Genomic DNA, 22,295 nt, shown 5'->3' with positions numbered 1-22,295 from the left:
TAGTTATGTCAAAAATATTAGTGATAGAAGATGAAGCGGCAATTAGAAGGGTGCTGGTTAAAATCTTATCTGAAGAAAATGATGCATATTCTGTTGAGGAAGCTGAAGATGGATTGAAAGGAATTGAAGCAGTAAAGAACAATGACTATGATTTGGTTCTTTGTGATATTAAAATGCCTAAAATGGATGGTGTTGAAGTATTGGAGGCTGCAAGAAAAATAAAACCAGAAATACCATTCATAATGATTTCTGGTCATGGTGATTTAGATACGGCCGTTAATACAATGCGTTTAGGTGCCTTTGATTATATTTCAAAACCGCCAGATTTGAATAGGCTATTAACAACAGTAAGAAATGCCTTGGACAGAAAGGGTTTGGTCGTTGAAAATAAAAAATTAAAGAAAAGGGTGAGTAAGAATTATGAGATGATTGGGGAAAGTAGCGAAATTAGTATCATTAAAGATATGATAGAAAAAGTAGCTCCTACTGATGCTCGTGTTTTGATTACAGGGTCTAATGGAACAGGAAAAGAGTTAGTAGCACATTGGCTACATGAAAAAAGTGCAAGAAGTGCAGAATCATTTATTGAAGTCAATTGTGCTGCAATACCATCTGAGTTAATTGAAAGTGAACTGTTCGGCCATGTGAAAGGGGCTTTTACATCTGCTGTTAAGGATAGAGCGGGTAAATTTGAGGCAGCTAATAAGGGAACTATATTTTTAGATGAGATTGGTGACATGAGTCTTTCTGCACAGGCAAAGGTCTTGAGGGCACTTCAAGAAAGTAAGATATCAAGGGTAGGTACAGACAGGGATATAAAGGTTGATGTTCGAGTTATTGCAGCCACCAATAAAGATTTAAAAAAAGAAATTGAAGAGGGCAACTTTAGGGAAGATTTATATCATCGTCTAGCCGTAATTCTTATTCAAGTACCAAGTTTGAATGAAAGAAGGAATGATATTCCGTTATTAATTCAACATTTTTCGAAGAAAATCACAGAAGAACAAGGTATGGCTGCCAAAACTTTTTCAGATACGGCAATTAAGTTATTAAAGGCATATGACTGGACTGGGAATATTCGTGAGCTTAGAAATGTAGTCGAGCGCCTTATCATACTTGGTGGGCAAGACGTTTCTGAAGATGATGTGAAATTATTTGCCAGTAAATAAGTTAATCATGGTCTTAATTTTTAGTTACGCAATTTCCAAGTTTGTTTAAAGCGTGAAGGGTAATTTCTTTGGTGCGTAAATTGTAATACTTGGTTCCCTCAGATAAATTAGGTTGAAGCAACTGACTTTCACATTCGTCGAATATTTTTTTAGCAAAAGCCTTTGCTTCTTTACAATTAACAGTTTCTACTACTTTCCCAAGGGAGATTCTGTATTTTTCCAATGAAGCATCAATTTTATCATTGAGGCTAGAAGTTTTAGTGTTATTCGCAGTTGTTGCAGCATTTATTGTAGTAGTAGAGTTCATAGACAACATGTCATTGGAATATGCGCTGTTATGAGTGTCGTGAGAATCAAGTACAAGCATTGTATGTTCAGTAAGCTCAATAGATTTGTCTAAAATTTTTTTAGTGCCTTGTAGTGTTGTAGATTTGGTAGCAAGTACCAAAACAGCTAAATTTTCATTCATACTTGTTTTAGCAGAAGAACATCCACAAATATCCAATTGAGTTTTAGATTTTTCTAAGGCATTTAAAGCTTTATAAGTATAAAACCTAGCATGATTAATATCATCTGTAAGCAGTGCCGTATTTATTTGAGATTTGGCAAAACCCATATTCGAATTGGCATATTCACATTCTAAATTAGGCCGATATGATGACAGTAATACTACAGCAATAGCGCAGAAAATATAGGTAGTTTTCTTCATTGGTAGGTTTTTGCAGTGTAAAATTTGGGATTTTACTACGATGAATTTAAGTGGTTTAGCGGATAGAAAATATTATATTCGTTACAATACCTATGAATTTCGATAAACGGAAATTTATTTAAATGTCATAACGTGTAGTTGAAAACTTGAATTAGTATCACTAGAATTTAAATTTTATATTTCAGCATGGATAAGATAAATCTAGAAAAATACAAAGCCAATGAGAACTTTAAAATGTCTGAAACGATAACCTATGAAGATTTCGGAAAATCGGATAAGAAACTAAAAAAAGAATTATCAGTAATTAGAAGGAAACTTGGCGAGTTTCAAGATACTATATATGCACATGGCAAATATAGTATATTAGTATGCTTACAAGGTATGGATACTGCCGGTAAAGATAGTTTGATACGGGAAATATTCAAAGATTTTAATGTTAGTGGTGTAGAGGTGCATAGTTTTAAAGTACCTACTGAATTGGAGTTAAGTCATAATTATTTATGGAGACATTATTTAGTTTTACCAGCAAAGGGCAAATTTGGAGTTTTTAATAGAACACATTATGAAAATGTATTGGTCACTAGAGTGCATCCTGAATATATATTAAATGAACACATTCCTGGAATTCACTCAGTAGAAGATATAGATCAAAAATTTTGGGATAAAAGGTTTGATCAAATCAATGATTTTGAGCGCCACCTAGCTGAAAATGGCACCTTGATATTTAAGTTTTTTCTAAATCTATCGAAGGAGGAACAACGTCAGCGTCTTTTAAGGAGACTGGCCCTAAAAGAAAAACATTGGAAATTTTCACCAAGTGATTTAAAGGAGCGTGGTTTATGGAAGAGCTATAAAAAATACTACGAAGAAGCTATTTCAAGAACTACCAAAGATCATGCGCCTTGGTTCGTAGTACCGGCAGATAATAAAAAGGCTACAAGATTAATAGTTGCCAATATTTTGCTTCAATCGTTAAAAAAATACAAAGATATTAAGGAGCCTATGTTGAGCGATAAAATATTAGCTAATTTAGGCACTTATGAAGAACAATTACAAGGTGAAAAGTAGGCTTACACTGTTAATAGCTATTGTCTTTTCTTATTTAGGGTTTGCTCAAGACACGGATCAAGAACAGCTTAAAAAGCTGTACGATGTAGCCTTAACGCAGGGTAAAGGGTACGATTGGTTGAATTATCTGTCGAATCAAATCGGCGGGCGACTTTCAGGATCAGTACAAGCTCAACAAGCAGTTAATTACACAAAAGCACAATTAGACTCCTTAGGATTGGATAACGTGTGGTTACAACCGGTTATGGTACCTAAATGGGTGAGGGGTACACCAGAGTTTGCATATTTTGAAACCACACCTGGTGTGACTACAAACGTGGCAATATGTGCATTGGGTGGTTCGGTCGCAACTCCTCCAAAAGGTATTAAAGCAAGTATTATAGAGGTCAGTGGTATTGAGGAATTGGCCACTATAGGAAAGGATAAAATTAAGGGTAAAATTGTTTTTTTTAATAGGCCAATGGATCCTACTCAAATTAATACGTTCAATGCTTATTCTAATGTTGTGGATCAACGTTACTCAGGAGCTTTAGAAGCTTCAAAGTATGGTGCGTTAGGTGTTGTTGTACGGTCAATGAACCTTCGTTTAGATGACTTTCCTCATACAGGCTCGATGGGGTATGGTGAGCAACTAGTAGAAGATAGAATACCAGCAGCAGCAATAAGTACCAACGCTGCAGATTTGTTAAGTATATCGCTAAAGTTAAATCCAGAAATTAATTTTTACTTTAAGCAGAATTGCAAGCAATTTGAAGATGTTGAATCTTATAATGTTATAGGAGAGATTAAAGGTAGTACTAGACCAGAGGAAATTATCTTAGTGGGTGGTCATTTGGATTCTTGGGATCTGGGAGATGGATCTCATGATGATGGAGCAGGGTGCGTTCAGAGTATGGAGGTTTTAAATCTTTTTAAAAAAACAGGATATAAACCAAAACGAACCATTAGGGTTGTTTTGTTTATGAATGAAGAGAATGGATTAAGAGGAGGGATAAAATATGCTGAACTAGCTGCTTCAAACAAGGAGAATCACATATTTGCCTTAGAAAGTGATTCGGGGGGCTTCTCTCCACGAGGTTTTACGTTTGATTGTTCGGATAAAGATTTTGAGAAAGTTAAAGGATGGAAAGAATTGTTTGAGCCTTACCTAGTGCATTATTTCCAAAAAGGTGGAGCTGGAGCTGATATAGGTCCGTTAAAAAAGCATAATGATATGGTATTGGCTGGTCTACGTCCAGATTCACAACGTTATTTTGATTACCACCATGCTGAAAATGACACATTTGAACATGTAAACAAACGTGAGCTTCAATTAGGAGCAGCTACAATGGCAAGTTTAGTATACTTGGTAGATAAGTATGGATTTTAAATTATCATAGTAAATTTCGATTATTCTGTTTTAAAATGAATAGGGTGTCAATTTATTGGAAATTGACATCGTTAGTACAATTCCATTTGTGATAAAAAAGAGGTCAATACATACAAATCAATATTTAAGCCATTCTCTACCAAGTTTTAAAAAACTACGATTGGTGAGATTATCAGCCTTATGACCTCTAAACAAATAATGAGCTAGCATTATGCCCTATGGCAGCAACAAATCGTAATAAGTCTATTTGGTAAATATGTTGTTTAACAACCATATAAAATGAAACGTTTATTGTCAGTTAACAAAAAAACATACTATTGTTAAGCATAAAGTATTCTACTCGAAAGAAGTATTGATAAAATGGTTTATCTCCGCCTCACTCTTTTATTCTCTGGGTGTTAAAATAGCTAAAAGGCACAAACCGTTAAATTTCTTTACCTTTGTACCATATTTAAAAACGGTATAATGGAAGATGGAATTTACGCCAAGTTCAATACAAACAAAGGCGAGATATTAGTAAAGCTAACACATGATAAAACTCCCGGAACGGTAGGTAATTTTGTGGCCTTAGCAGAAGGTGATAAGGAAAATAATGCAAAGAGTAAAGGAGAGCCTTACTATAATGGCTTGAAATTTCATAGGGTTATTCCAGATTTCATGGTTCAAGGTGGATGCCCACAAGGAAAGGGAACTGGTGATGCAGGTTATAAGTTTGATGACGAGTTTCATCCAGATTTGAAACATGATGCACCAGGTGTACTTTCAATGGCAAATTCTGGTCCAGGTACTAATGGGAGTCAATTTTTTATTACTCATGTTCCAACTCCTTGGCTAGATAATAAGCATACTATTTTTGGTAAGGTAGAAGCTGGGCAAGAAGTAATCGATGAAATAGCACAAGACGATAAAATTGAATCTTTAGAGATAGTAAGAGTAGGCGAGGAAGCTAAAAATTGGGATGCTGTAAAAGCATTTGAAGATTTTAATGCCTCCGGTGAAGTTCGTTTAGCTGCTGAAAAGGAAAAACAAGAAGCAGAGCTTGATAATGTGGCTGCAGGTTTTGAGTCAACTAAGTCTGGTCTTCGGTATAAAATGATTCAAAAAGGTGACGGAGTTAAAGCTGAAAAAGGTAAAAAAGTATCTGTTCATTATGAAGGTTCTCTTTTGAACGGGCAAGTTTTTGACTCTTCTTATAAGCGTAATTCACCAATTGATTTTCAATTAGGTATTGGTCAAGTAATACCAGGTTGGGATGAAGGTATTTTGCTTTTGCAAGTTGGTGATAAAGCTCGTTTTGTCGTACCATCAAATTTAGCCTATGGATCTGCTGGAGCTGGTGGGGTAATACCTCCAGATGCTACATTAATTTTTGATGTAGAATTAATGAAAGTTGGTTAATTAAGAGGGTATTAAAATAATGGGGACACCTTTATCTTTAAGATAGAGGTGTTTTTTTTGTTTAAAATTATTAAAAATAGAAAAAAGCTTTTTTGTTATTACAATCAACGTTACTTTTTTCGGGTTTTCATGCTGCTCGCAATCAACACGATATTAATAATCAATAACACCAGAAATACTGTAAAAAATGTGGTCATAAATCAATTGATAAGGTTGGGGAACAAATCATTGTTTAATCAAGAGATGCTAAAACAAGTAAAAGGTTGCGTTTATGTTAAACATTTTTTAAAATTTAACTTTTGACCACAAAAAAACCCTAACCAATTGGTTCGGGTTTTTTACTATAAAAAAGTTAAATCGTTACCTAGTCAATTACTTTCACATTAACGGCGTTTAATCCTTTTTTACCTTGTTGTAGTTCAAATTCCACAACATCACCTTCTCGAACTTCATCGATTAAGCCAGAAATGTGTACAAAATGATCTTCGTTTGAACCATCTTCAGTGATAAAACCATACCCTTTGGAATCATTGAAGAATTTTACTGTTCCTTTACTCATAATAGAAAAATTAAATATTAATTAAAGCGCAAATATAACATTTTATTATTAATTATGCGAAAATTATTAACATTACATTAACATTATATTTAGGTTAATAACGACGACTAACCTACTGACTATGAACTTCTTTTTGCCCTTACGATGTAGGGTCTGGAGTCATTCTGAGGTACGGTTTTACTTCTGTAACTCCCTTTGTGAACATTTTTTTTGCATCTACCGTAGAAATTGCAGGGCTAACCACAACATCTTTACCATGTTCCCAATTCGCTGGGGTAGCAACTTTATGATTTGCAGTAAGTTGTAAAGAATCTATTACTCTTAGCAGTTCGTAAAAGTTTCTTCCAGTTGAAGCAGGGTAAGTCAATGTTAGCTTAACCGATTTATCGGGCGCTATAATAAACACAGAACGCACAGTAAGGTTATTATCGGCATTAGGGTGAATCATATCATATAGATTAGAAACTTTTTTATCCTCATCGGCAATGATAGGGAAGTTGACTACCGTGTTTTGTACTTCATTGATATCTTTTATCCATTCCGCGTGAGATGCTGCGCTATCTACACTAAGTGCCAACATTTTTACATTTCTTTTATCAAATTCATCTTTAAATTTAGATGCGGTACCAAGTTCAGTTGTACAAACCGGAGTAAAATCTGCAGGATGTGAAAATAATATTCCCCAGCTATCTCCAAGATAATCATAAAGATTTATGGTTCCCATCGAACTATCTGCTGTAAAATCGGGTGCTTTGTCCCCTAATCGTATTGTTGACATAAGTATGTTTTTAGTATTGAAAATTATATCCTATAAAATTAGTAGATTATTCAATTATAGGTAAAAATTTTAGGTTAAAAGTCTATTAAAATTTCTATTTTTAAAAAATGGAAGAGCTAAAAAAATTAAAGTATCCTATAGGCCAATTTGAATATCCGGTTGGAATTTCAGAGAATAATATTAGTAGTTGGATAGCTGTATTAGAAGAACTTCCAGAAAGACTAACCAACCTAGTAAAGGATTTTTCAAATAAACAATTGGAAACACCATACAGGAATGGAGGATGGACCGTTAGGCAGGTTATTCATCACTTGGCCGATAGTCATCACCATAGTTATACTCTTTTTAAATGGGCCTTGACAGAGAATAGACCGTTAATTAAGGCATATGAAGAAAAGGATTGGAGCGATATGATAGATGCTAAAATTGCACCAATTGAACTATCCTTAAATTACCTAAGTGCTTTACATGCAAAATTGGTGTATATGTTAAAAAGCCTCTCATCAGAAGATTTTCAAAAATGTTATATCCATCCATATGGAAGCGTTAATGTTTCGGTAGCAGAAAACCTTGGTAAATATGCTTGGCATAGCAACCATCACTTTGCGCATATTCAAAATTTAGCCTTACGAAAAGGGTGGTGAACTATTAACTAAAGAATTTAGCTTAAATATATTTTAGTAGGGTATACATCGGTTTTTCTACTTCAATGGCATTTTTGAAAGGAATTTTTGTATTTCCAATTATGGTAAAGTCATTGGATAGGTAGAAGGGTAAGGCCAAGCCTTTTTGCATAGCTTCTAAATAGATTACGCTCTTTGAGAGCTCTTTGGCTCGAGTTGTTACAAATTCTAAGGTTTTTCTACCAATACCTAATCGGGTATATTTATTTTGTATATATATCTTGTCAATATATAATGAATTACGTTTACTATGCTTATCGATAGCCTTGTCAAGAGTGATTTTTAAAATACCGGCATAGCTTTTATTCGTTCTAATGAGATACAAAGATGTGTTTTGATCCAGTTCCTCTTTCAGCAATACCTTTTTAGTGAAACTATTTTCAATATATGTGGATGTGTCGCCATTTGGCCAAAGATGGCGGTAATGCTCGTTGTATGCAATTGTACCTATACCAATATAGGTGTCATATAAATTAGGTACAAGCAGTTCAAAAAGTACGCTATCGTTCATGATTCTTCGTTTAGACTAATTGAACTACAAACTTTTAAGTAGGGTGGTAATTGAATCATACAGTAGCTTTCCATTTAATATTACAGCCTATACTCGGTTTTTGATGCGCAGTAATGACATTACCCTGCAATAAATTATTCAAAGCATTACGAAGATCTTTACCATTTAAGGGGAGTTTGTTCCCTGGCCTAGAATCATCTAATTGACCCCTATACACTAGTTTTAATTCATCATCGAAAAGATAAAAATCTGGGGTACAAGCGGCACTATAGCTTTTGGCAACTTCTTGATGTTCATCATATAGATAGGGGAATGGGTAGTTTTCGGCTTTGGCCTTAATCCTCATAAAATGTGGCGCATCTTCAGGATATTTTTCAACATCATTACTTGAAATAGCAATAAAACCTATGCCTTCGTTTTCATATTCATTTGCTAATCTTGTAATCTCTGGATTTATGTGAATTACAAAAGGGCAATGATTACAAATAAACATAATGACCGTTCCCTTTGATCCTTTTAGTGCGTGAATATTCATCGTTTTTTTACTCACTGTATCTAATAAGCTGAATTCTGGTGCCACGGTGCCTAAAGCTAGCATGTTGCTCTCTGTTCTTGCCATAAATTTAGAATTTAATTACACAAAGTTAAGAAATTAAAAGACCTTGTATTTTGCCGTTACATTGACTAAATTCAATATAGTATTAAACACCAATTTATGAAGAATTCATATTCATCTCTTTCATTGGCAATCCAAGATTTACAAAGGGAAGGGTATACGGAAGATTTTAACCTTTGTGATGCCGGTGTGGAACATAAACATAAAAATTGTATTCACAGTACAACGGAGTTAGATGTTGTTAAGTTTTATAGGTTTGAAGGAGATAGTAATCCCGATGATAATACTATTTTATATGTGATTGAAACTTCAAGTGGCGTCAAAGGGCTTCTGGTAGATGCTTACGGTATGTATGCTGGTAATGTACCTCGAGATTTAATCAAAAAACTCAACATAGTTAGATGAACGACGAAATTTCTTGGAACGACTTTACTAAAATAAATATGAGGGTAGGTACTATCATAGCTGTGTTTGATTTTCCGAAGGCTAGGAATCACTCCTATAAACTTCATGTTGATTTTGGTTCAGATTTAGGTGTCAAAAAGACGTCGGCTCAAATAACTAAGAAGTATGAAAAGGAGGAACTTATAGGATTGCAAGTTGTCGCAGTTGTCAATTTTCCTAAAAAACAGATTGCCAATTTTATGAGTGAATGTTTTATATTGGGCGCTGTAGAGGACAAGACAGTGGTACTAGTTCAGCCACAAATGAAAGTGCCTAACGGATTAAAAATTTCATAGCTTATTGACTGAAAATTTATTAGATAGCGTTCATATTAATTTTGATTCAGGTTCATTGTGGGTGATGAACCTTGTTTTGGGTTTGGTCATGTTTGGCGTTGCTTTAGAAATTTCAATAAAGGATTTTAAACCGTTATGGTTAAAGCCTAAGTCATTAGTAGTTGGTTTACTCTGTCAGTTTGTTTTACTACCAGCATTAACATACCTACTTGTTCTGTTCATAGAACCAATGCCTAGTATTGCTTTAGGGATGTTTATGGTAGCGGCATGCCCAGGTGGTAATATCTCTAATTTCATATCCTATCTTGCGAAAGCGAATACAGCTTTATCGGTAAGCCTTACTGCGGTTGCTACGATTTTGGCTATAGTTATGACACCATTAAATTTTCATTTTTGGTCAATGCTTTATGCTCCAAGTTTAAATTTAATTCAAGAAATTTCAATTTCGTCTGTCGGAATGTTTAAGCTCGTATCATTGCTTTTGGGCGTACCATTATTATTGGGTATGTATGTGAATTATCATAGACCAGTTTTGGCTAATAAAATGGCTAAAAAGCTTAAAGTTGTTTCGTTGCTCTTTTTTATATTTTTGGTTCTAATCGCATTTTATAATAATCGAGTAATCTTTATGGATTACATTGAATACGTGTTTTGGATTGTTTTAATACATAATCTTATTGCATTTTCCACTGGGTATAGTATTGCCATATTATTTCGATTGCCAAAAAAAAATGTAAAAGCGATTACCATTGAAACTGGTATACAGAATTCGGGTTTAGGTCTCTTACTGATTTTTACCTTTTTTGATGGATTAGGTGGTATGGCACTTTTAGCTGCTTTTTGGGGAATTTGGCATATTATTTCTGGCTTGACATTAGCTGCCTTTTGGAATTTTAAATTTAGACTTAAAGAAACTTTAGCTTGAGCGGTTTTGTGTATTCAATTGTAAAACTCGCAGTAAAGTCGGGTCTATATTCTTATCATAAACGAATAAAGGTATTCGGGTTGGAAAATATTCCTAAATACAAACCTATATTATTTTTACCTAATCATCAAAGTGCTTTAATCGATGTGCTATTAATTGGTACAGACTGCAAACGAAAACCATTCTTTTTAACTCGGGCAGATGTATTCTCAAAACCATTTTTGAAAAGTATCTTCTCCTATTTTCGAATGTTGCCGATTTACAGAATGAGGGATGGGAGAAAAACCCTATCTAATAATAATTTGATTTTTGATGAATGCGCCTATTTGTTAAATAGGGGAGAGGCATTGGTTGTTTTTCCTGAAGCCAATCACAACCTTAAGCGTAGAGTAAGGCCATTGAGTAAAGGTTTCACTAGAATCATCTTAAGAGCTTTTGAGATGAATCCTACTTTGGATATTCAACTGGTGCCTATCGGTTTAAATTATAAGAATGCAGCAAATTTTCCAGATGAGGTTGCCGTTTATTATGGAAAGCCAATATCAGCTAGGAGTTTGTATGATAAAGCAAATTTGAATGAATCTAGCTTGGCTATTAAAAACGACGTTGCTTCACGATTAAAGGGGCTTACTACGCATATACCAGAAGAATTGGATTATGATGCGTCTATTAGAACCTTACATAATGTAAATGCGAATTTTTTAAATCCTGAAGAGATAAATAATAAGTTGAAGTTATTTACTGCTGAAAAATTAAGTGATTCAAAACCACAATCTATAAAGAGTGGGAAAATATCTTTTTCCTATTATGTTCTGGTTCTTTTCAATTTTCCGGTTGTGCTTTTTTGGTGTTTAGTGATAAAACCAAAAATACAGGAACCTGAATTTATGGGCACCTTTAGATTTGCAACAGGCTTTATCTTATTTCCTGTTTATCTAACCCTACTTCTTCTCTTACTAGCTTTTTTCTTGAGTTTCAACATTGCACTACTAAGTGTATTTTTATTAACTATGTTAAATATGGTGTTGGTTAAATTCGCTTTAGATTAAGTGCCAAGTTTTTAATTGTCTAATTAGAGTAAACCTATTAAGGGGTGGTGTAAAATAAAACAACCCTAAGATATTTTAGAATCTTAGGGTTGTTTTTATACTACATCATTTCACCAAAGAAAATGGCATTCATTAGTAGTTTATTGGTTCCATACCAATACGCTCTAAAGTTGGTATTGTCTGTAAATGCGATGACTTTACCTTTCCCTAATCCTTGTACTTGGAACGGTACAGAGTTTTTAATCAATTCTAAATTCTCTTCAGAGACATATCCACTCAATAATGGATTATTAGTATAGGTTATAGGGTTGTTATAACTATCCTTATCTGGTTTAATGTAAACATTGGTATTTCTAAATAACGCTAAATTATCATTCTTATAACCAAAATTAATAGGATGAGAGCGATCTAATTTTGATTCAAAAATGGCACCACCAGTAACTTGGGCACCGCTAAAATCTTGCTTCTGTTCAAAGGTTATATTTTTGGCAACCAAAGTATCGGATTTAAACTCCAAATTCATAAACTCATTCTTACTAAACCATTTGGCAACATCTCTGAAACCAATCAGCGTTCCTCCATTTTTAACCCATTCTTTTAATTTTTCTACAACTTTCTTGTCAATTGCGCTACCATTAAAACTAGGAAGTATAATATCTGTATACTTATCAAGATTGACCCTATTCAAATAACTTAAATCTAATTTAGTAAGTGGCATATTATAACGGGTATCAAATTGATGCCAAATTTCACCAGCGTCATACGAACGAACGCCCTCACCAACGATTATAGCTACTTTTTGTTTTTTTATGGGGTCAAAATCATTACTACCTAAGTCGATTCCTTTAGTTAAACCTGTACCTACCGCAGTTATGTTCAACATGCTTTCTGTAGCTACGTTTTGAAGAAATGTAAACAGTTCTGATGCATTCAAGTCTTGGTTTTGAACAGGTACCATTATAGTACCGTAATCATAAGTTTTTCCTTCTACTGAGAATGGTTTTTTCGCAACCTTGGCGCGTAATCCATTTTCTATGATAGCATGTAATGCCTTTGGAGTGTAATATTCGTTCCACTCAAATAAATACGCATAATTGGTCTGACCGCTAACACCACCTTTAATTGGTTTCAAATCTTTTATTTCCTCCCCAGCGTTGCTTAATGAACTTACCTCGGCATAATCTACATTAAATGCCAACGGAAATGTCCATGCAGAAATATCATAGAAAAGACTATCTGTAAAAGTGGTGCGTTTTTCGAACATCGCTTTTAGTAGTCTAGGATTCTTTTGTTCCATTGGTACCACATAGCTATTTTCCTTAGTATAAGATTTGCCAGCAATGGTTGTATTTTCTTTTAATGAATGCACCTCAATCTGATGTCTTTTTAAAATTTCAGCCAAATGCCATGCCTTAGCACCATCTTTAGCATCACCAAAAACAAAGGCCTTTGTTTTACTTTTCGATGCTTCGGTCTTTATATCTTTATAAAACTGTTGTTGATATCCCAATATTTTTTCACGCATAGTTTTGGCCGCTTCAATAGTGGAAAGTGCTGTGGTAAATTGGTTTCTAATCGTAAAGGGGAAAGTTAATAATCCGTTTTCACTTTCTTGAATATGACCTCTTGAACTGGCTTGTTCAAACAAAATGCCAATACCACCGTTTACATCGGGGAAGGTAGAGCCCTTACCATAGTAGTAATCATCATACCCTTCCTCAGAATAATATAGTGAGCCAATTTTATCCAAAGCCTTTGCATGATAAGTACCTATTTCTGCGGTTAATTGCTGATTCACCTTTGGCGTTAATGGATGGACCCGTGTTGGTTCGCCCGGCTGAAAGAAAAATGTTGAATTTGTGCCCATTTCGTGATGGTCTGTAAGAATATTTGGTAACCATTTGTAGAATGTTTTTATTCGTGCTCTACTTTCTGGCAATTGTACAGGTAGCCAATCTCGGTTCATATCGAACCAATAGTGGTTTGTTCTACCGCCAGGCCAAACTTCATGATATTCACGCTCATTATTATCAGAAACTAAGTTGATGCTTTTATTGCTATTCGCCCAGTAAGCAAAACGTTGTAACCCATCAGGATTGAAAGAAGGGTCCATCAAAATAACCATATTCTCCAATAAATTCTCTATTTCAGGACCTTGGGCTGCGGCTAAGTAATAGGCATATGCCAAACCTGCATTAGAGCCACTCGGTTCATTACCATGAATAGAAAAACCTTGGTATACCACAATAGGCATCTTGGATAAATCGGTAATCCCTCCATCTTCTGTAAGAGCAATATGATTCTTTCTTATTTCTTCAATGTTTTGCTGGTTTTTAGGGGAAGTTACTGTCAATAATAGAATAGGTCTGCCTTCAAATGTTTCTCCCCGGTTTTCAATCGTTATTCTATCACTGGCCTTAGCTAACGTTTGCATGTATACCATTAATTTGTCATGCGTGACATGCCATTCACCAACTTCATGCCCAATGATTTCGGCTGGTTTTGGGATACTTTGGTCATAGCTGATATTTTGGGGTAAATAATAGTCTAATGTCAATTTGTCTTGGGCAACAACTTTAAAACAAAGTGTGACTAAAGCATAAAGGATGATTTTTTTCATGTTAGTTTTTGTGTTTACGTAAACCTCATGGAGAATTTAACGAGAGATGCAATTAAAAATTTTGTTTGGCGATGCAATCTTAAAAGGATTAATGCCTACTGATAGATAAAAATTCAAAACGATCCAAAAAATAAGGATCGTTTTGAATTTTCAACATATTATTTTATTTAAATGTCTTCAAAGCTCACATCGGTAAAACTAGAGGTACTGGTTGAAGGTTTTTCTATTTCTGGCTCAGTTTCAGTTTCCTCTTTTTTGAAATCTTTTTGATGTCTTTCAGATATTACCTCTGATCCTTTTTCATTAATGATGAAATCCATCATTTCCTCAACATTCTCTTTAAAGGCATCAAAATCTTCTTTATACAAGTAGATTTTATGCTTTTTATAATGGAAAGACCCATCATCGTGGGTGAATTTTTTACTTTCGGTTATTGTAAGGTAGTAATCGCCAGCCTTGGTGCTTCTTACATCAAAAAAATAAGTCCGTCTGCCTGCGCGTAAAACTTTGGAGTGAATTTCTTCCTGGTCTGATAAATCTCTTTCGCTCATTTCTTATGTTTAGTGTAATTGATACTATCAAAAATGGAAAAAAAAATGCTATCCGACAACAATTTTCTAATTTTCTTTCTCTGATAGCTGTTTGGCGTAAAGTTCTTTATAATAGCCATCTTTAAAATTTAATTCTTCATGAGTACCTTGTTGAATGAGTCTTCCATCTTCTAAAACAAGAATTCGGTCCGCATTTTTAGCCGAAGAAACCCGGTGGCTTACAATGAGGGTGGTTCTATTTTTAGACGCCTTTTTTAGATTATTTAGAATCTCTTCCTCAGTTTCCGTATCAACTGCTGAAAGACAATCATCAAATAAATATATTTTCGGTTTTTTAATGAGCGCTCTAGCAATAGATACACGTTGTTTTTGTCCACCGCTTAAGGTGATTCCTCTTTCCCCTAATACGGTATCATATTTTTTAGAAAAGCCCATGATATTTTCATGTACTACGGCATCTTTAGCTATATCAATAATTTCTTTTTCGGTTGCATCTTCTTTACCGAATTTGATATTATTCTTTATACTGTCTGAAAACAAAAAGGCATCTTGGGGTACAGCACCAATTGACTCTCTTAAATTTGTAAGGTCAATATCTTTAATTGGTTCATCGTCTATTAATATTTCCCCAGATGTTGTTTCATAAAGGCGTGCTATTAAATCTAAAATAGTCGATTTGCCTGAGCCTGTTTTACCTAAAATAGCTGTTGTTTCTCCTTTATTTATAGTAAAAGATAAATTGGTTAAAGCAGTAATCTCTGTGTCATCATATGTGAATCCCACATTTTTAAATTCTATTTTTCCCTGAACTTCGTGTTTATAGGTACGCGTGTTTTTTAATTCAGGTTTTTCATTCAGAAATTCATTGATTCTTTCTTGACTAGCTGCTGCTCTTTGTACAATTGAAGTTAACCAACCTACAATAGCAACCGGCCATGTCAACATATTTACATAAAGTATGAACTCTGCAATAAGACCAACACTAATTTCACCTGATAGATATTGATTGCCACCTACGTAAATCACCAAAATATTACTTATTCCGATTAATAAGACCATTAAAGGAAAGAACCAAGCGTTAATTTTTGCTAGGCTAATACTTTTATTTTTCCCTTCATTGGCAAGATTAATTAATTCTTGATTGGTCTGTGGTTCTATAGCATATGCTTTAATTACAGAAACACCAGAAAATACTTCTTGGGTAAAGGTGGATAGGGTTGATAAATATTGTTGTACAATCGTACTTCTTTTATGAATGACCTTACTGATTTGATAAATCAATACAGATAATATCGGAAGGGGTAAAAGGGTGTATGCTGCCAAGGTAGGGGCTTTTACAAACATCAGCGGAATCAAGAATGCGAAGAGTGTAAGTGTTTGTATACCATACATAATGGCCGGACCAGCGTACATACGCACCTGGTTTACATCTTCACTAATCCTGTTCATTAAATCACCCGTCCTATTTTTTTTATAAAAATTGAGACTTAATTTTTGATAATGGTCGAAAATTTCATTTTTAAGATCATACTCAATATACCTAGATATATTGATAATGGTCTGCCGCATGAGGAAGGTGAAAAAACCGGATAATAAAGCTGCACCGACTATAATTAAGATAAATTCCAATAATAAATCTTGTGCCTCGGTCTTGGCAATCTCTGCATTTAGAAAACGCTCCACTACAGAAATCGATTTATTCACATAAGTAGGCATTATTAACTGAAATAGTCTGGCTACAATAGTAATAATAATCCCTAAAAAAAGTTTAAGCCAATATTTTTTAAAGTATTTATTAAGGTGCTTAAGTTCTTTCATAGGTTTGGTCAAAAAAAGAAGATTAAAATTTATCTGCTCAAAGATAGTTTTTTGACCTAAAACCATATGTTATAAATTACCTAAGATAAATGCAATTGCTATTGTGACCCTTTAAATAGATACTTACCTTTGCGGCTTTAATTAATAATCTTATTAAATAAGTTCTTTAAAATGCTTACAAGAAGGCACATTAGGGTTAAGGTAATGCAAAGTATTTACGCCCTAATTCAATCCAAGGATGATTCCCTGCAAAAACAAGAGAAGTTTTTAAAAGTAAGCATAGATAATACCTATACGCTTTATTTGTTGTGGCTAAGTCTTTTTGTAGAATTACATAAAAAGGCTGCTGACCAAATTTCTCTATCTGCTAATAAATATATTAGCGATACTAAAAACGAATACCCCAATCCTAAAAAGTTCATTCAGAATAGGATGTTATTGCAAATTGCGAACAACAATATGTTAGCAGAGGAAGTTATCCATAGAAAATTGGATAATTGGTATTTGAATGAAGAGTATGTCAAGCTTATCTACAAGGCTATTCTGGAAAGCGAAGTTTACAAAGATTACATGTCCGAACCAAGTAGTGATTATGCTGCCGATAAAGAGTTGATTATAACTTTGTTTAAGACAATCATTGCGCCAAATGAAAAAATATACGATTATTTTGAGGATGACAAATTAACTTGGGTTGATGACATTCCTATTGTAAATACGTTTGTTCTAAAGCATTTAAAAAAAACGAAGGAGTCTCATCCAGAATCTCATTTCCTACCAAGTTTATTGAAAGATGATGAGGATTTGAAGTTCGCTTTGCAATTACTTTCAAGAACATTATTAAAGGATGTCGCTTTAGAAAAGGAAATAGAAGGTAAAACCCCAAACTGGGATAAGGATCGTATTGCAGAAGTAGATAGTATTCTTTTGAAGATGGCTATATGTGAGCTGTTACACTTCCCGTCAATACCGGAAAGGGTGACAATAAATGAGTATTTAGAGATTGCAAAAGAATACTCAACTCCCAAAAGTAGCATATTTATAAATGGTATTTTAGATAAGCTTACGAAAGAATATAAGGCAGAAGGAAAGCTTAATAAAATAGGTAGAGGTCTGTTATAAAAATATTTTATAATTTTACAATTAATTGATAAATCTAAATAACATGAAAAAAATAGTCTTAATTGTTGGTCTTGTATCAATGGTAGCTTTTACTTCTTGCAAAGAAAATGCATCAAGTAAAATTAACACAGAAAAGGTAGCGGAAGCTGCCGTAAGGGATGAAGCTTCAAAAGCGGTGCCAGTAATGTCTTTTGAAAAGGCCGAGCATGATTTTGGTACAATAGAGCAAGGAACTCCGCAAGAAGCAGCCTTCAAATTCACAAATACGGGTACAGCACCTTTAATTATTACAGATGCAAAAAGTAGCTGTGGTTGTACGGTTCCAAACCCACCAAAAGAGGCTATAGCCCCAGGTGAGTCTAGTGAATTAATGGTGAAATTTAATGGTTCTGGACAAAATCAAGTAACGAAAACTATTACGGTTACAGCGAATACTGAGAAAGGTTCAGAGATTTTAAGAATTAAAGCTTTTGTTAATCCAAAAGGCGCAGCTCCATTAGGACCTGTTAACTAAAATAAATACATACCAAAAATGGGTGATATAGGGCAGTTTCTTCCGATGATTTTGATTTTCGTGGTCGCATATTTTTTTATGATTAGACCACAAATGAAAAAACAAAAGGATGAAAAAAAATTTTCGGCAGAATTAAAACGAGGTGATCGCATTATTACCAAGAGTGGGCTGCACGGAAAGGTGGTAGATTTGAATGAGAAAGATTTTTCATGTGTATTGGAAACAATGGCTGGAAAATTAAAATATGATAGATCTGCCATATCCATGGAAATGAGCAAAAAGTTAAGTGCTCCAGAAAAGTAACAATTTACGTTACATATAGAAAAACACCGATGGATACATCGGTGTTTTTTTTGTTTAAAAATGGTATATTTAAAGAACACTTAAATTATCAACATGCGACAAAACAGAAGAAATTTTATAAGAAAGGGAACCGCTGGGTTATTAATGACGGGAGCTTCGTTTATGTTTCCTATGGAGTTATTATCCATGATGCGAAAGAAAGTAGGTGCAAATGATACTATTAATGTGGGATTAATAGGGTGCAATGGCATGGGTTTCTCTGATTTATCTTCTTTTCTTAAAATGAGTGAGATCAATGTTATTGCATTATGTGATGTTGATGAGAATGTCTTATTAGCTAGAACTGCAGACTTAGAAAAGGCAGGTATTAAAAAGCCAAAATGGTATGGCGATTATAGAAAGTTGCTAGAAAATAAAGATATTGACGTAGTGATTATTGGTACTCCAGACCATTGGCATTGTCTACAATTGACAGATGCTTTGCAAGCTGGTAAAGATGTGTATTGTGAGAAGCCTATTGCCAATTCTGTGCAAGAAGCGAATATCATGTTAGACTTTGTTGAGTCCAGAGATAGAATGGTGCAAATTGGGCAGTGGCAGCGAAGTCAACCCCATTTTGTGGATGCGATAAAATATGTTCATTCCGGTGCATTGGGAGAGATACGTTTGGCTAAGGCTTGGGCCTATCAAGGTTGGATGAAACCAGTACCGGTTGTTGCAGATTCAGCTGCGCCAAACGGGGTTGATTATAAAATGTGGTTAGGTCCTGCGCCAGATAGAGCGTTTAATACCAATAGATTTCATTTTGATTTTAGATGGTTTTGGGATTACGCAGGCGGATTAATGACTGACTGGGGGGTTCATTTAATGGATTATGCCCTTTATGGTATGAAGGCAGAAACACCGAAATCGGTGATGGCCTTGGGGGGTAAATTCGCTTACCCTGATGATGCATCCGAAACTCCTGATACTTTGCAAACCGTTTACGAGTATGATGGTTTCTCTATACTTTGGGAACATGCTACGGGTATTGATGGTGGAAATTACGGTAGAAATCATGGTATTGCTTTTATAGGCAATAATGGGACCTTGGTTTTAGATAGAAGTGGTTGGGAGGTTATACCTGAAAAGGAATTTCAAGGTTGGGGTAAAGAAGGTATTCCAAAAATGGAAGCTATATCTTATGATAATGGAGGTTTAAGCGGTTTGGATTTACATACTAAAAACTTCATCGAAGCGGTAAAAAGTAGGGATGCTTCTGCATTAAATGCACCGATCAAAGTGGGTTATGATGCTGCATTGGTTTCCCATATGGGTAACGTTGCCTTTAAAACAGGAAATCGAATTTATTGGGATGAGATCTCTGGTGAATTCAAAAACGATGAGGCCAATCAATTTTTAAAAGCGAACTATAACAATGGTTGGAAATTACCAAAGCTGTAATGGTTTATGATAGAAAAATTTAAAATCTATTTTCGGTAAAGGTCGTTAAGACCTTTACCTTCTAAAATTAGTGGAACTATTTTATCGAATTGGGAAACTCTTTTTGCTTCGAATATTATAGTTTTTGAAAAGCATCCTTAAGCTCATTATTTGTATTAAACGACGAGGATAAATGTGATGGTATTGTGAGTTTATCTTTAATCCTTTTTACAGGCGTAAGGTGTAGTCTTTTTAATGAATCTTCATTGCTTCTAAAATATAGGTGCAAGTAATTGTCTAGTCTATTTCTCCTGGAGTTTGAAATTTTCAGTGTCGCATGGTTTTGGCCTTGGCTTTTTGAGCATTTCAAGAATATTTTCAGAATCACTTAGAAACTCTCCGTTGAAAAACCATAGACCAAAATAAGCCCTGAATTTACAGATGGCTATTTTGTTTTTGTTGTCGAAGGTGTAGGTGGGAAAACTCCACTTATCAGTTTCTGTTAAGCTGCTAGTAAGCACCAACTTTCTTAGTTTGTGAACGCTATCTTTAAAGTGATAATTTTCATTATAAAATTATTCTAATTTTTCTCCCTTATCCACAAGATTATTGATTTGCGGTTAATTCACAAATTCTAACTATGACCTTTACCGCCTTCTGCATACTTTCTACCGGCACATATTCATATTTGCCATGAAAGTTATGTCCGCCAGCAAAAATATTAGGGCATGGTAGCCCCATGAAACTTAGTTGTGAACCATCTGTTCCACCTCTTATCGGTTTTATTATAGGTTTAATGCCAACATCTTCCATAGCTTTTTTTGCTATTTCTACAATATGATATACGGGCTCAACCTTTTCTTTCATGTTGAAATACTGCTCTTTTATTTCCAGTGTAATACAATCACCACAGGAGTTATTGTATGTATTGACCAATGTTTGTAAAAGTTCTATTCGTTGCTTAAAATGTTTTAAATCATGATCTCTTATTATCATTTCTATAGTGGCGTTTTCAATATCCCCATCCATATGATGTACATGAAAAAAACCATCTCTACCATCCGTTTCTTGGGGAATTTCATGTTTAGGCAATTCAGCTATAATCTTATTGGCGATGAGAATGGCGTTCACCATTTTTCCTTTTGCGTAGCCAGGATGCACACTTATACCGCTGATGGTTATTTTAGCACCGGCAGCATTAAAATTTTCATATTCCAATTCGCCAATTTGGCTACCGTCCATAGTATAGGCCCATTGTGCGCCAAATTTTTCTACATCGAATTTATGAGCACCTCTGCCTATCTCCTCATCGGGCGTAAAACCAACTTTAATGGTACCGTGCTTTATTTCTGGGTGATTAACTATATACTCCATGGCAGTAACTATTTCGGTTATTCCTGCCTTATCATCAGCACCTAATAGCGTTGTGCCATCAGTTGTAATAAGTGTTTGCCCAATATATTGTAATAGATCATCGAAATAGGTTGAGGATAGAATAATGTTTTTTTCCTCGTTTAAAACGATGTCTAGACCATCATAATTTTTGATAATATTTGGTTTGACACTAGTTCCTGAGAAATCTGGGGAAGTATCGAAATGTGAAATAAACCCAATCGTAGGCACATCATGTTGTACATTCGAAGGCAAGGTAGCCATGATATAGGCGTTGTCGTCAATTGTAACATCTTTCAAACCAATAGAACGGAGTTCCTCTACCAGCTTATTCGCTAAGTTCCACTGTTTTTTAGTACTTGGAGTGGTCTCTGATGAGGGGTCACTTTGAGTGTCAATAGTCACATAGCTAATGAAACGTTCAATAATATGCTGCATAGAAAAATGATTTCACCAAAAATAGGGTTATAAATTGTACTTTAGGAGTTGTAAGATTTGAAAATTTCATGAAGAAGAAATTTAGTTTTTTAGCTTTACTAATCTGGTTAGGATTTGCATATACGGTAAATGCACAAGCAGATTGTGCTCTAGGTGTAGGGGTTACAAATGATACTATTATTTTTAATGTTTTTCAATTGAATTCGTTGCAGAAAGAAAAATTAATAAATTATGGGGCAGAGTTAAAGTATCGTAATGATTTGCTGAACAATGAATTACAAAATATTACAGACCGTCATCCACAAAGCACTGTAACGGAGTTGACTCAATTGGCGGATAAGTACAAAAATGTAATGGACAGTATGGGTAGGGTTCAAATGATGATAGACAAACGAATGTTGGCCTCATTCAATCCTAAGCAATATGAATTATACCGTTCACTTTGTAAAGAGGCTTCTCGTTCTCCATTTATTGTAACACCAACAGTATACCCAGATAGTTTAAACAATAAAAACTGATAGGATAATCTCTATCTATTATCAAT

23 protein-coding genes and 1 pseudogene are annotated in these 22,295 nt (G+C 34.5%); 14 read left to right on the top strand and 10 right to left on the bottom strand.

The genetic code is table 11. The features are described 5' to 3' along the window. Positions 1–5: 5 nt before the first annotated feature. A complete protein-coding gene (locus ES765_RS08180; RefSeq protein WP_138113079.1) occupies positions 6–1,169 on the top strand; it encodes a sigma-54-dependent transcriptional regulator in 1,164 nt (387 codons plus the stop codon). Positions 1,170–1,182: 13 nt separating this feature from the next. Here the strand turns inward: ES765_RS08180 and ES765_RS08175 are convergent, their stop codons facing one another. Next, positions 1,183–1,878 carry a hypothetical protein gene (locus ES765_RS08175; RefSeq protein WP_138113077.1) on the bottom strand — a complete coding sequence of 232 codons (696 nt, stop codon included), beginning with the start codon at positions 1,876–1,878 and terminating at the stop codon, positions 1,183–1,185. Between the two features lie 186 nt (positions 1,879–2,064). Between ES765_RS08175 and ES765_RS08170 the strand changes: the two genes are divergently transcribed. The 3 genes from ES765_RS08170 (at position 2,065) to ES765_RS08160 (ending at position 5,713) form a co-directional block, all read left to right on the top strand. Beyond that, entirely contained in the window at positions 2,065–2,946 is an 882-nt protein-coding gene (locus ES765_RS08170) for a PPK2 family polyphosphate kinase (protein ID WP_138113075.1), read from the top strand. Then, complete coding sequence (locus ES765_RS08165; protein ID WP_138113073.1) at positions 2,918–4,315, top strand: M28 family peptidase; 1,398 nt, start codon at positions 2,918–2,920, stop codon at positions 4,313–4,315. Before ES765_RS08170 ends, ES765_RS08165 begins: the two co-directional genes overlap by 29 nt. Before the next feature lie 465 nt (positions 4,316–4,780). After that, entirely contained in the window at positions 4,781–5,713 is a 933-nt protein-coding gene (locus tag ES765_RS08160) for a peptidylprolyl isomerase (RefSeq protein WP_138113071.1), read from the top strand. A gap of 364 nt (positions 5,714–6,077) precedes the next feature. Here ES765_RS08160 and ES765_RS08155 read toward each other — a convergent pair whose 3' ends face one another. Both ES765_RS08155 and ES765_RS08150 read right to left on the bottom strand, forming a co-directional pair. Continuing rightward, complete coding sequence (locus ES765_RS08155; protein ID WP_027064347.1) at positions 6,078–6,272, bottom strand: cold-shock protein; 195 nt, start codon at positions 6,270–6,272, stop codon at positions 6,078–6,080. A gap of 139 nt (positions 6,273–6,411) precedes the next feature. Beyond that, positions 6,412–7,050: a peroxiredoxin gene (locus tag ES765_RS08150; protein ID WP_138113069.1), complete on the bottom strand. Its 639-nt coding sequence runs from the start codon at positions 7,048–7,050 to the stop codon at positions 6,412–6,414. Positions 7,051–7,157: 107 nt separating this feature from the next. Here ES765_RS08150 and ES765_RS08145 point away from each other — a divergent pair, with 107 nt between their 5' ends. Continuing rightward, positions 7,158–7,694 (top strand): YfiT family bacillithiol transferase, encoded by a 537-nt coding sequence (locus ES765_RS08145; RefSeq protein WP_138113067.1) that lies wholly within the window; start codon positions 7,158–7,160, stop codon positions 7,692–7,694. Positions 7,695–7,716: 22 nt separating this feature from the next. Here ES765_RS08145 and ES765_RS08140 read toward each other — a convergent pair whose 3' ends face one another. Next, on the bottom strand, positions 7,717–8,244 hold the full coding sequence (locus ES765_RS08140; protein WP_138113065.1) for a GNAT family N-acetyltransferase: 528 nt from the start codon (positions 8,242–8,244) through the stop codon (positions 7,717–7,719). 55 nt (positions 8,245–8,299) lie between these two features. Further along, positions 8,300–8,863: a thioredoxin family protein gene (locus ES765_RS08135; protein WP_138113063.1), complete on the bottom strand. Its 564-nt coding sequence runs from the start codon at positions 8,861–8,863 to the stop codon at positions 8,300–8,302. Positions 8,864–8,959: 96 nt separating this feature from the next. Between ES765_RS08135 and ES765_RS08130 the strand changes: the two genes are divergently transcribed. From ES765_RS08130 to ES765_RS08115, 4 genes are read left to right on the top strand one after another with little or no spacing between them, the layout of a single operon-like run. Further along, entirely contained in the window at positions 8,960–9,265 is a 306-nt protein-coding gene (locus ES765_RS08130; protein WP_138113061.1) for a phosphoribosylpyrophosphate synthetase, read from the top strand. Next, positions 9,262–9,600, top strand: a complete 339-nt coding sequence (locus ES765_RS08125) for a tRNA-binding protein (RefSeq protein WP_138113059.1) — start codon at positions 9,262–9,264, stop codon at positions 9,598–9,600. The genes ES765_RS08130 and ES765_RS08125 overlap by 4 nt, the downstream gene beginning before the upstream one ends. Positions 9,601–9,604: 4 nt before the next feature. After that, positions 9,605–10,525, top strand: a complete 921-nt coding sequence (locus tag ES765_RS08120; RefSeq protein WP_138113057.1) for a bile acid:sodium symporter family protein — start codon at positions 9,605–9,607, stop codon at positions 10,523–10,525. After that, a complete protein-coding gene (locus ES765_RS08115) occupies positions 10,522–11,574 on the top strand; it encodes a lysophospholipid acyltransferase family protein (RefSeq protein WP_138113055.1) in 1,053 nt (350 codons plus the stop codon). Before ES765_RS08120 ends, ES765_RS08115 begins: the two co-directional genes overlap by 4 nt. Before the next feature lie 100 nt (positions 11,575–11,674). On the opposite strand, the gene ES765_RS08110 is transcribed toward ES765_RS08115, so the two are convergent. The 3 genes from ES765_RS08110 to ES765_RS08100 form a co-directional block, all read right to left on the bottom strand. Next, positions 11,675–14,194, bottom strand: a complete 2,520-nt coding sequence (locus tag ES765_RS08110) for a M14 family zinc carboxypeptidase (RefSeq protein ID WP_138113053.1) — start codon at positions 14,192–14,194, stop codon at positions 11,675–11,677. Between the two features lie 167 nt (positions 14,195–14,361). After that, positions 14,362–14,745, bottom strand: coding sequence for a PUR family DNA/RNA-binding protein (locus ES765_RS08105; protein WP_138113051.1), 384 nt, complete (start codon positions 14,743–14,745; stop codon positions 14,362–14,364). A gap of 66 nt (positions 14,746–14,811) precedes the next feature. Beyond that, complete coding sequence (locus ES765_RS08100) at positions 14,812–16,563, bottom strand: ABC transporter ATP-binding protein (protein WP_138113049.1); 1,752 nt, start codon at positions 16,561–16,563, stop codon at positions 14,812–14,814. Positions 16,564–16,734: 171 nt separating this feature from the next. On the opposite strand from ES765_RS08100, the gene nusB reads away from it, so the two are divergent. The 4 genes from nusB (at position 16,735) to ES765_RS08080 (ending at position 19,942) form a co-directional block, all read left to right on the top strand. Beyond that, a complete protein-coding gene (nusB, locus tag ES765_RS08095) occupies positions 16,735–17,682 on the top strand; it encodes a transcription antitermination factor NusB (RefSeq protein ID WP_138113047.1) in 948 nt (315 codons plus the stop codon). 43 nt (positions 17,683–17,725) lie between these two features. After that, positions 17,726–18,196 carry a DUF1573 domain-containing protein gene (locus ES765_RS08090; protein WP_138113045.1) on the top strand — a complete coding sequence of 157 codons (471 nt, stop codon included), beginning with the start codon at positions 17,726–17,728 and terminating at the stop codon, positions 18,194–18,196. 18 nt (positions 18,197–18,214) lie between these two features. Continuing rightward, complete coding sequence (gene yajC / locus ES765_RS08085; RefSeq protein ID WP_138113043.1) at positions 18,215–18,499, top strand: preprotein translocase subunit YajC; 285 nt, start codon at positions 18,215–18,217, stop codon at positions 18,497–18,499. A gap of 93 nt (positions 18,500–18,592) precedes the next feature. Continuing rightward, positions 18,593–19,942 (top strand): Gfo/Idh/MocA family protein, encoded by a 1,350-nt coding sequence (locus ES765_RS08080; protein ID WP_138113041.1) that lies wholly within the window; start codon positions 18,593–18,595, stop codon positions 19,940–19,942. Positions 19,943–20,223: 281 nt separating this feature from the next. Here ES765_RS08080 and ES765_RS22865 read toward each other — a convergent pair. After that, positions 20,224–20,460, bottom strand: a pseudogene (locus tag ES765_RS22865) (DUF1801 domain-containing protein); the annotation flags it as partial. A gap of 67 nt (positions 20,461–20,527) precedes the next feature. Further along, entirely contained in the window at positions 20,528–21,751 is a 1,224-nt protein-coding gene (gene pepT, locus ES765_RS08075; RefSeq protein WP_138113039.1) for a peptidase T, read from the bottom strand. A gap of 68 nt (positions 21,752–21,819) precedes the next feature. Between pepT and ES765_RS08070 the strand changes: the two genes are divergently transcribed. Then, on the top strand, positions 21,820–22,269 hold the full coding sequence (locus ES765_RS08070) for a hypothetical protein (protein WP_138113037.1): 450 nt from the start codon (positions 21,820–21,822) through the stop codon (positions 22,267–22,269). Positions 22,270–22,295 lie beyond the last annotated feature (26 nt).

The sequence above is a fragment of the Maribacter sp. ACAM166 genome (genome assembly GCF_005771495.1).
GTDB lineage: Bacteria > Bacteroidota > Bacteroidia > Flavobacteriales > Flavobacteriaceae > Maribacter.
Note: the sequence above shows the minus strand (reverse complement) of the source record. Positions and strands in the feature narration are given on the sequence as shown.

Coding starts and splice junctions, on each gene's coding strand:
- ES765_RS08180 (WP_138113079.1), top strand. CDS start 6: ATGTCAAAAATATTAGTGATAGAAGATGAAGCGGCAATTAGAAGGGTG.
- ES765_RS08175 (WP_138113077.1), bottom strand. CDS start 1,878: ATGAAGAAAACTACCTATATTTTCTGCGCTATTGCTGTAGTATTACTG.
- ES765_RS08170 (WP_138113075.1), top strand. CDS start 2,065: ATGGATAAGATAAATCTAGAAAAATACAAAGCCAATGAGAACTTTAAA.
- ES765_RS08165 (WP_138113073.1), top strand. CDS start 2,918: ATGAAGAACAATTACAAGGTGAAAAGTAGGCTTACACTGTTAATAGCT.
- ES765_RS08160 (WP_138113071.1), top strand. CDS start 4,781: ATGGAAGATGGAATTTACGCCAAGTTCAATACAAACAAAGGCGAGATA.
- ES765_RS08155 (WP_027064347.1), bottom strand. CDS start 6,272: ATGAGTAAAGGAACAGTAAAATTCTTCAATGATTCCAAAGGGTATGGT.
- ES765_RS08150 (WP_138113069.1), bottom strand. CDS start 7,050: ATGTCAACAATACGATTAGGGGACAAAGCACCCGATTTTACAGCAGAT.
- ES765_RS08145 (WP_138113067.1), top strand. CDS start 7,158: ATGGAAGAGCTAAAAAAATTAAAGTATCCTATAGGCCAATTTGAATAT.
- ES765_RS08140 (WP_138113065.1), bottom strand. CDS start 8,244: ATGAACGATAGCGTACTTTTTGAACTGCTTGTACCTAATTTATATGAC.
- ES765_RS08135 (WP_138113063.1), bottom strand. CDS start 8,863: ATGGCAAGAACAGAGAGCAACATGCTAGCTTTAGGCACCGTGGCACCA.
- ES765_RS08130 (WP_138113061.1), top strand. CDS start 8,960: ATGAAGAATTCATATTCATCTCTTTCATTGGCAATCCAAGATTTACAA.
- ES765_RS08125 (WP_138113059.1), top strand. CDS start 9,262: ATGAACGACGAAATTTCTTGGAACGACTTTACTAAAATAAATATGAGG.
- ES765_RS08110 (WP_138113053.1), bottom strand. CDS start 14,194: ATGAAAAAAATCATCCTTTATGCTTTAGTCACACTTTGTTTTAAAGTT.
- ES765_RS08105 (WP_138113051.1), bottom strand. CDS start 14,745: ATGAGCGAAAGAGATTTATCAGACCAGGAAGAAATTCACTCCAAAGTT.
- ES765_RS08100 (WP_138113049.1), bottom strand. CDS start 16,563: ATGAAAGAACTTAAGCACCTTAATAAATACTTTAAAAAATATTGGCTT.
- nusB (WP_138113047.1), top strand. CDS start 16,735: ATGCTTACAAGAAGGCACATTAGGGTTAAGGTAATGCAAAGTATTTAC.
- ES765_RS08090 (WP_138113045.1), top strand. CDS start 17,726: ATGAAAAAAATAGTCTTAATTGTTGGTCTTGTATCAATGGTAGCTTTT.
- yajC (WP_138113043.1), top strand. CDS start 18,215: ATGGGTGATATAGGGCAGTTTCTTCCGATGATTTTGATTTTCGTGGTC.
- ES765_RS08080 (WP_138113041.1), top strand. CDS start 18,593: ATGCGACAAAACAGAAGAAATTTTATAAGAAAGGGAACCGCTGGGTTA.
- pepT (WP_138113039.1), bottom strand. CDS start 21,751: ATGCAGCATATTATTGAACGTTTCATTAGCTATGTGACTATTGACACT.
- ES765_RS08070 (WP_138113037.1), top strand. CDS start 21,820: ATGAAGAAGAAATTTAGTTTTTTAGCTTTACTAATCTGGTTAGGATTT.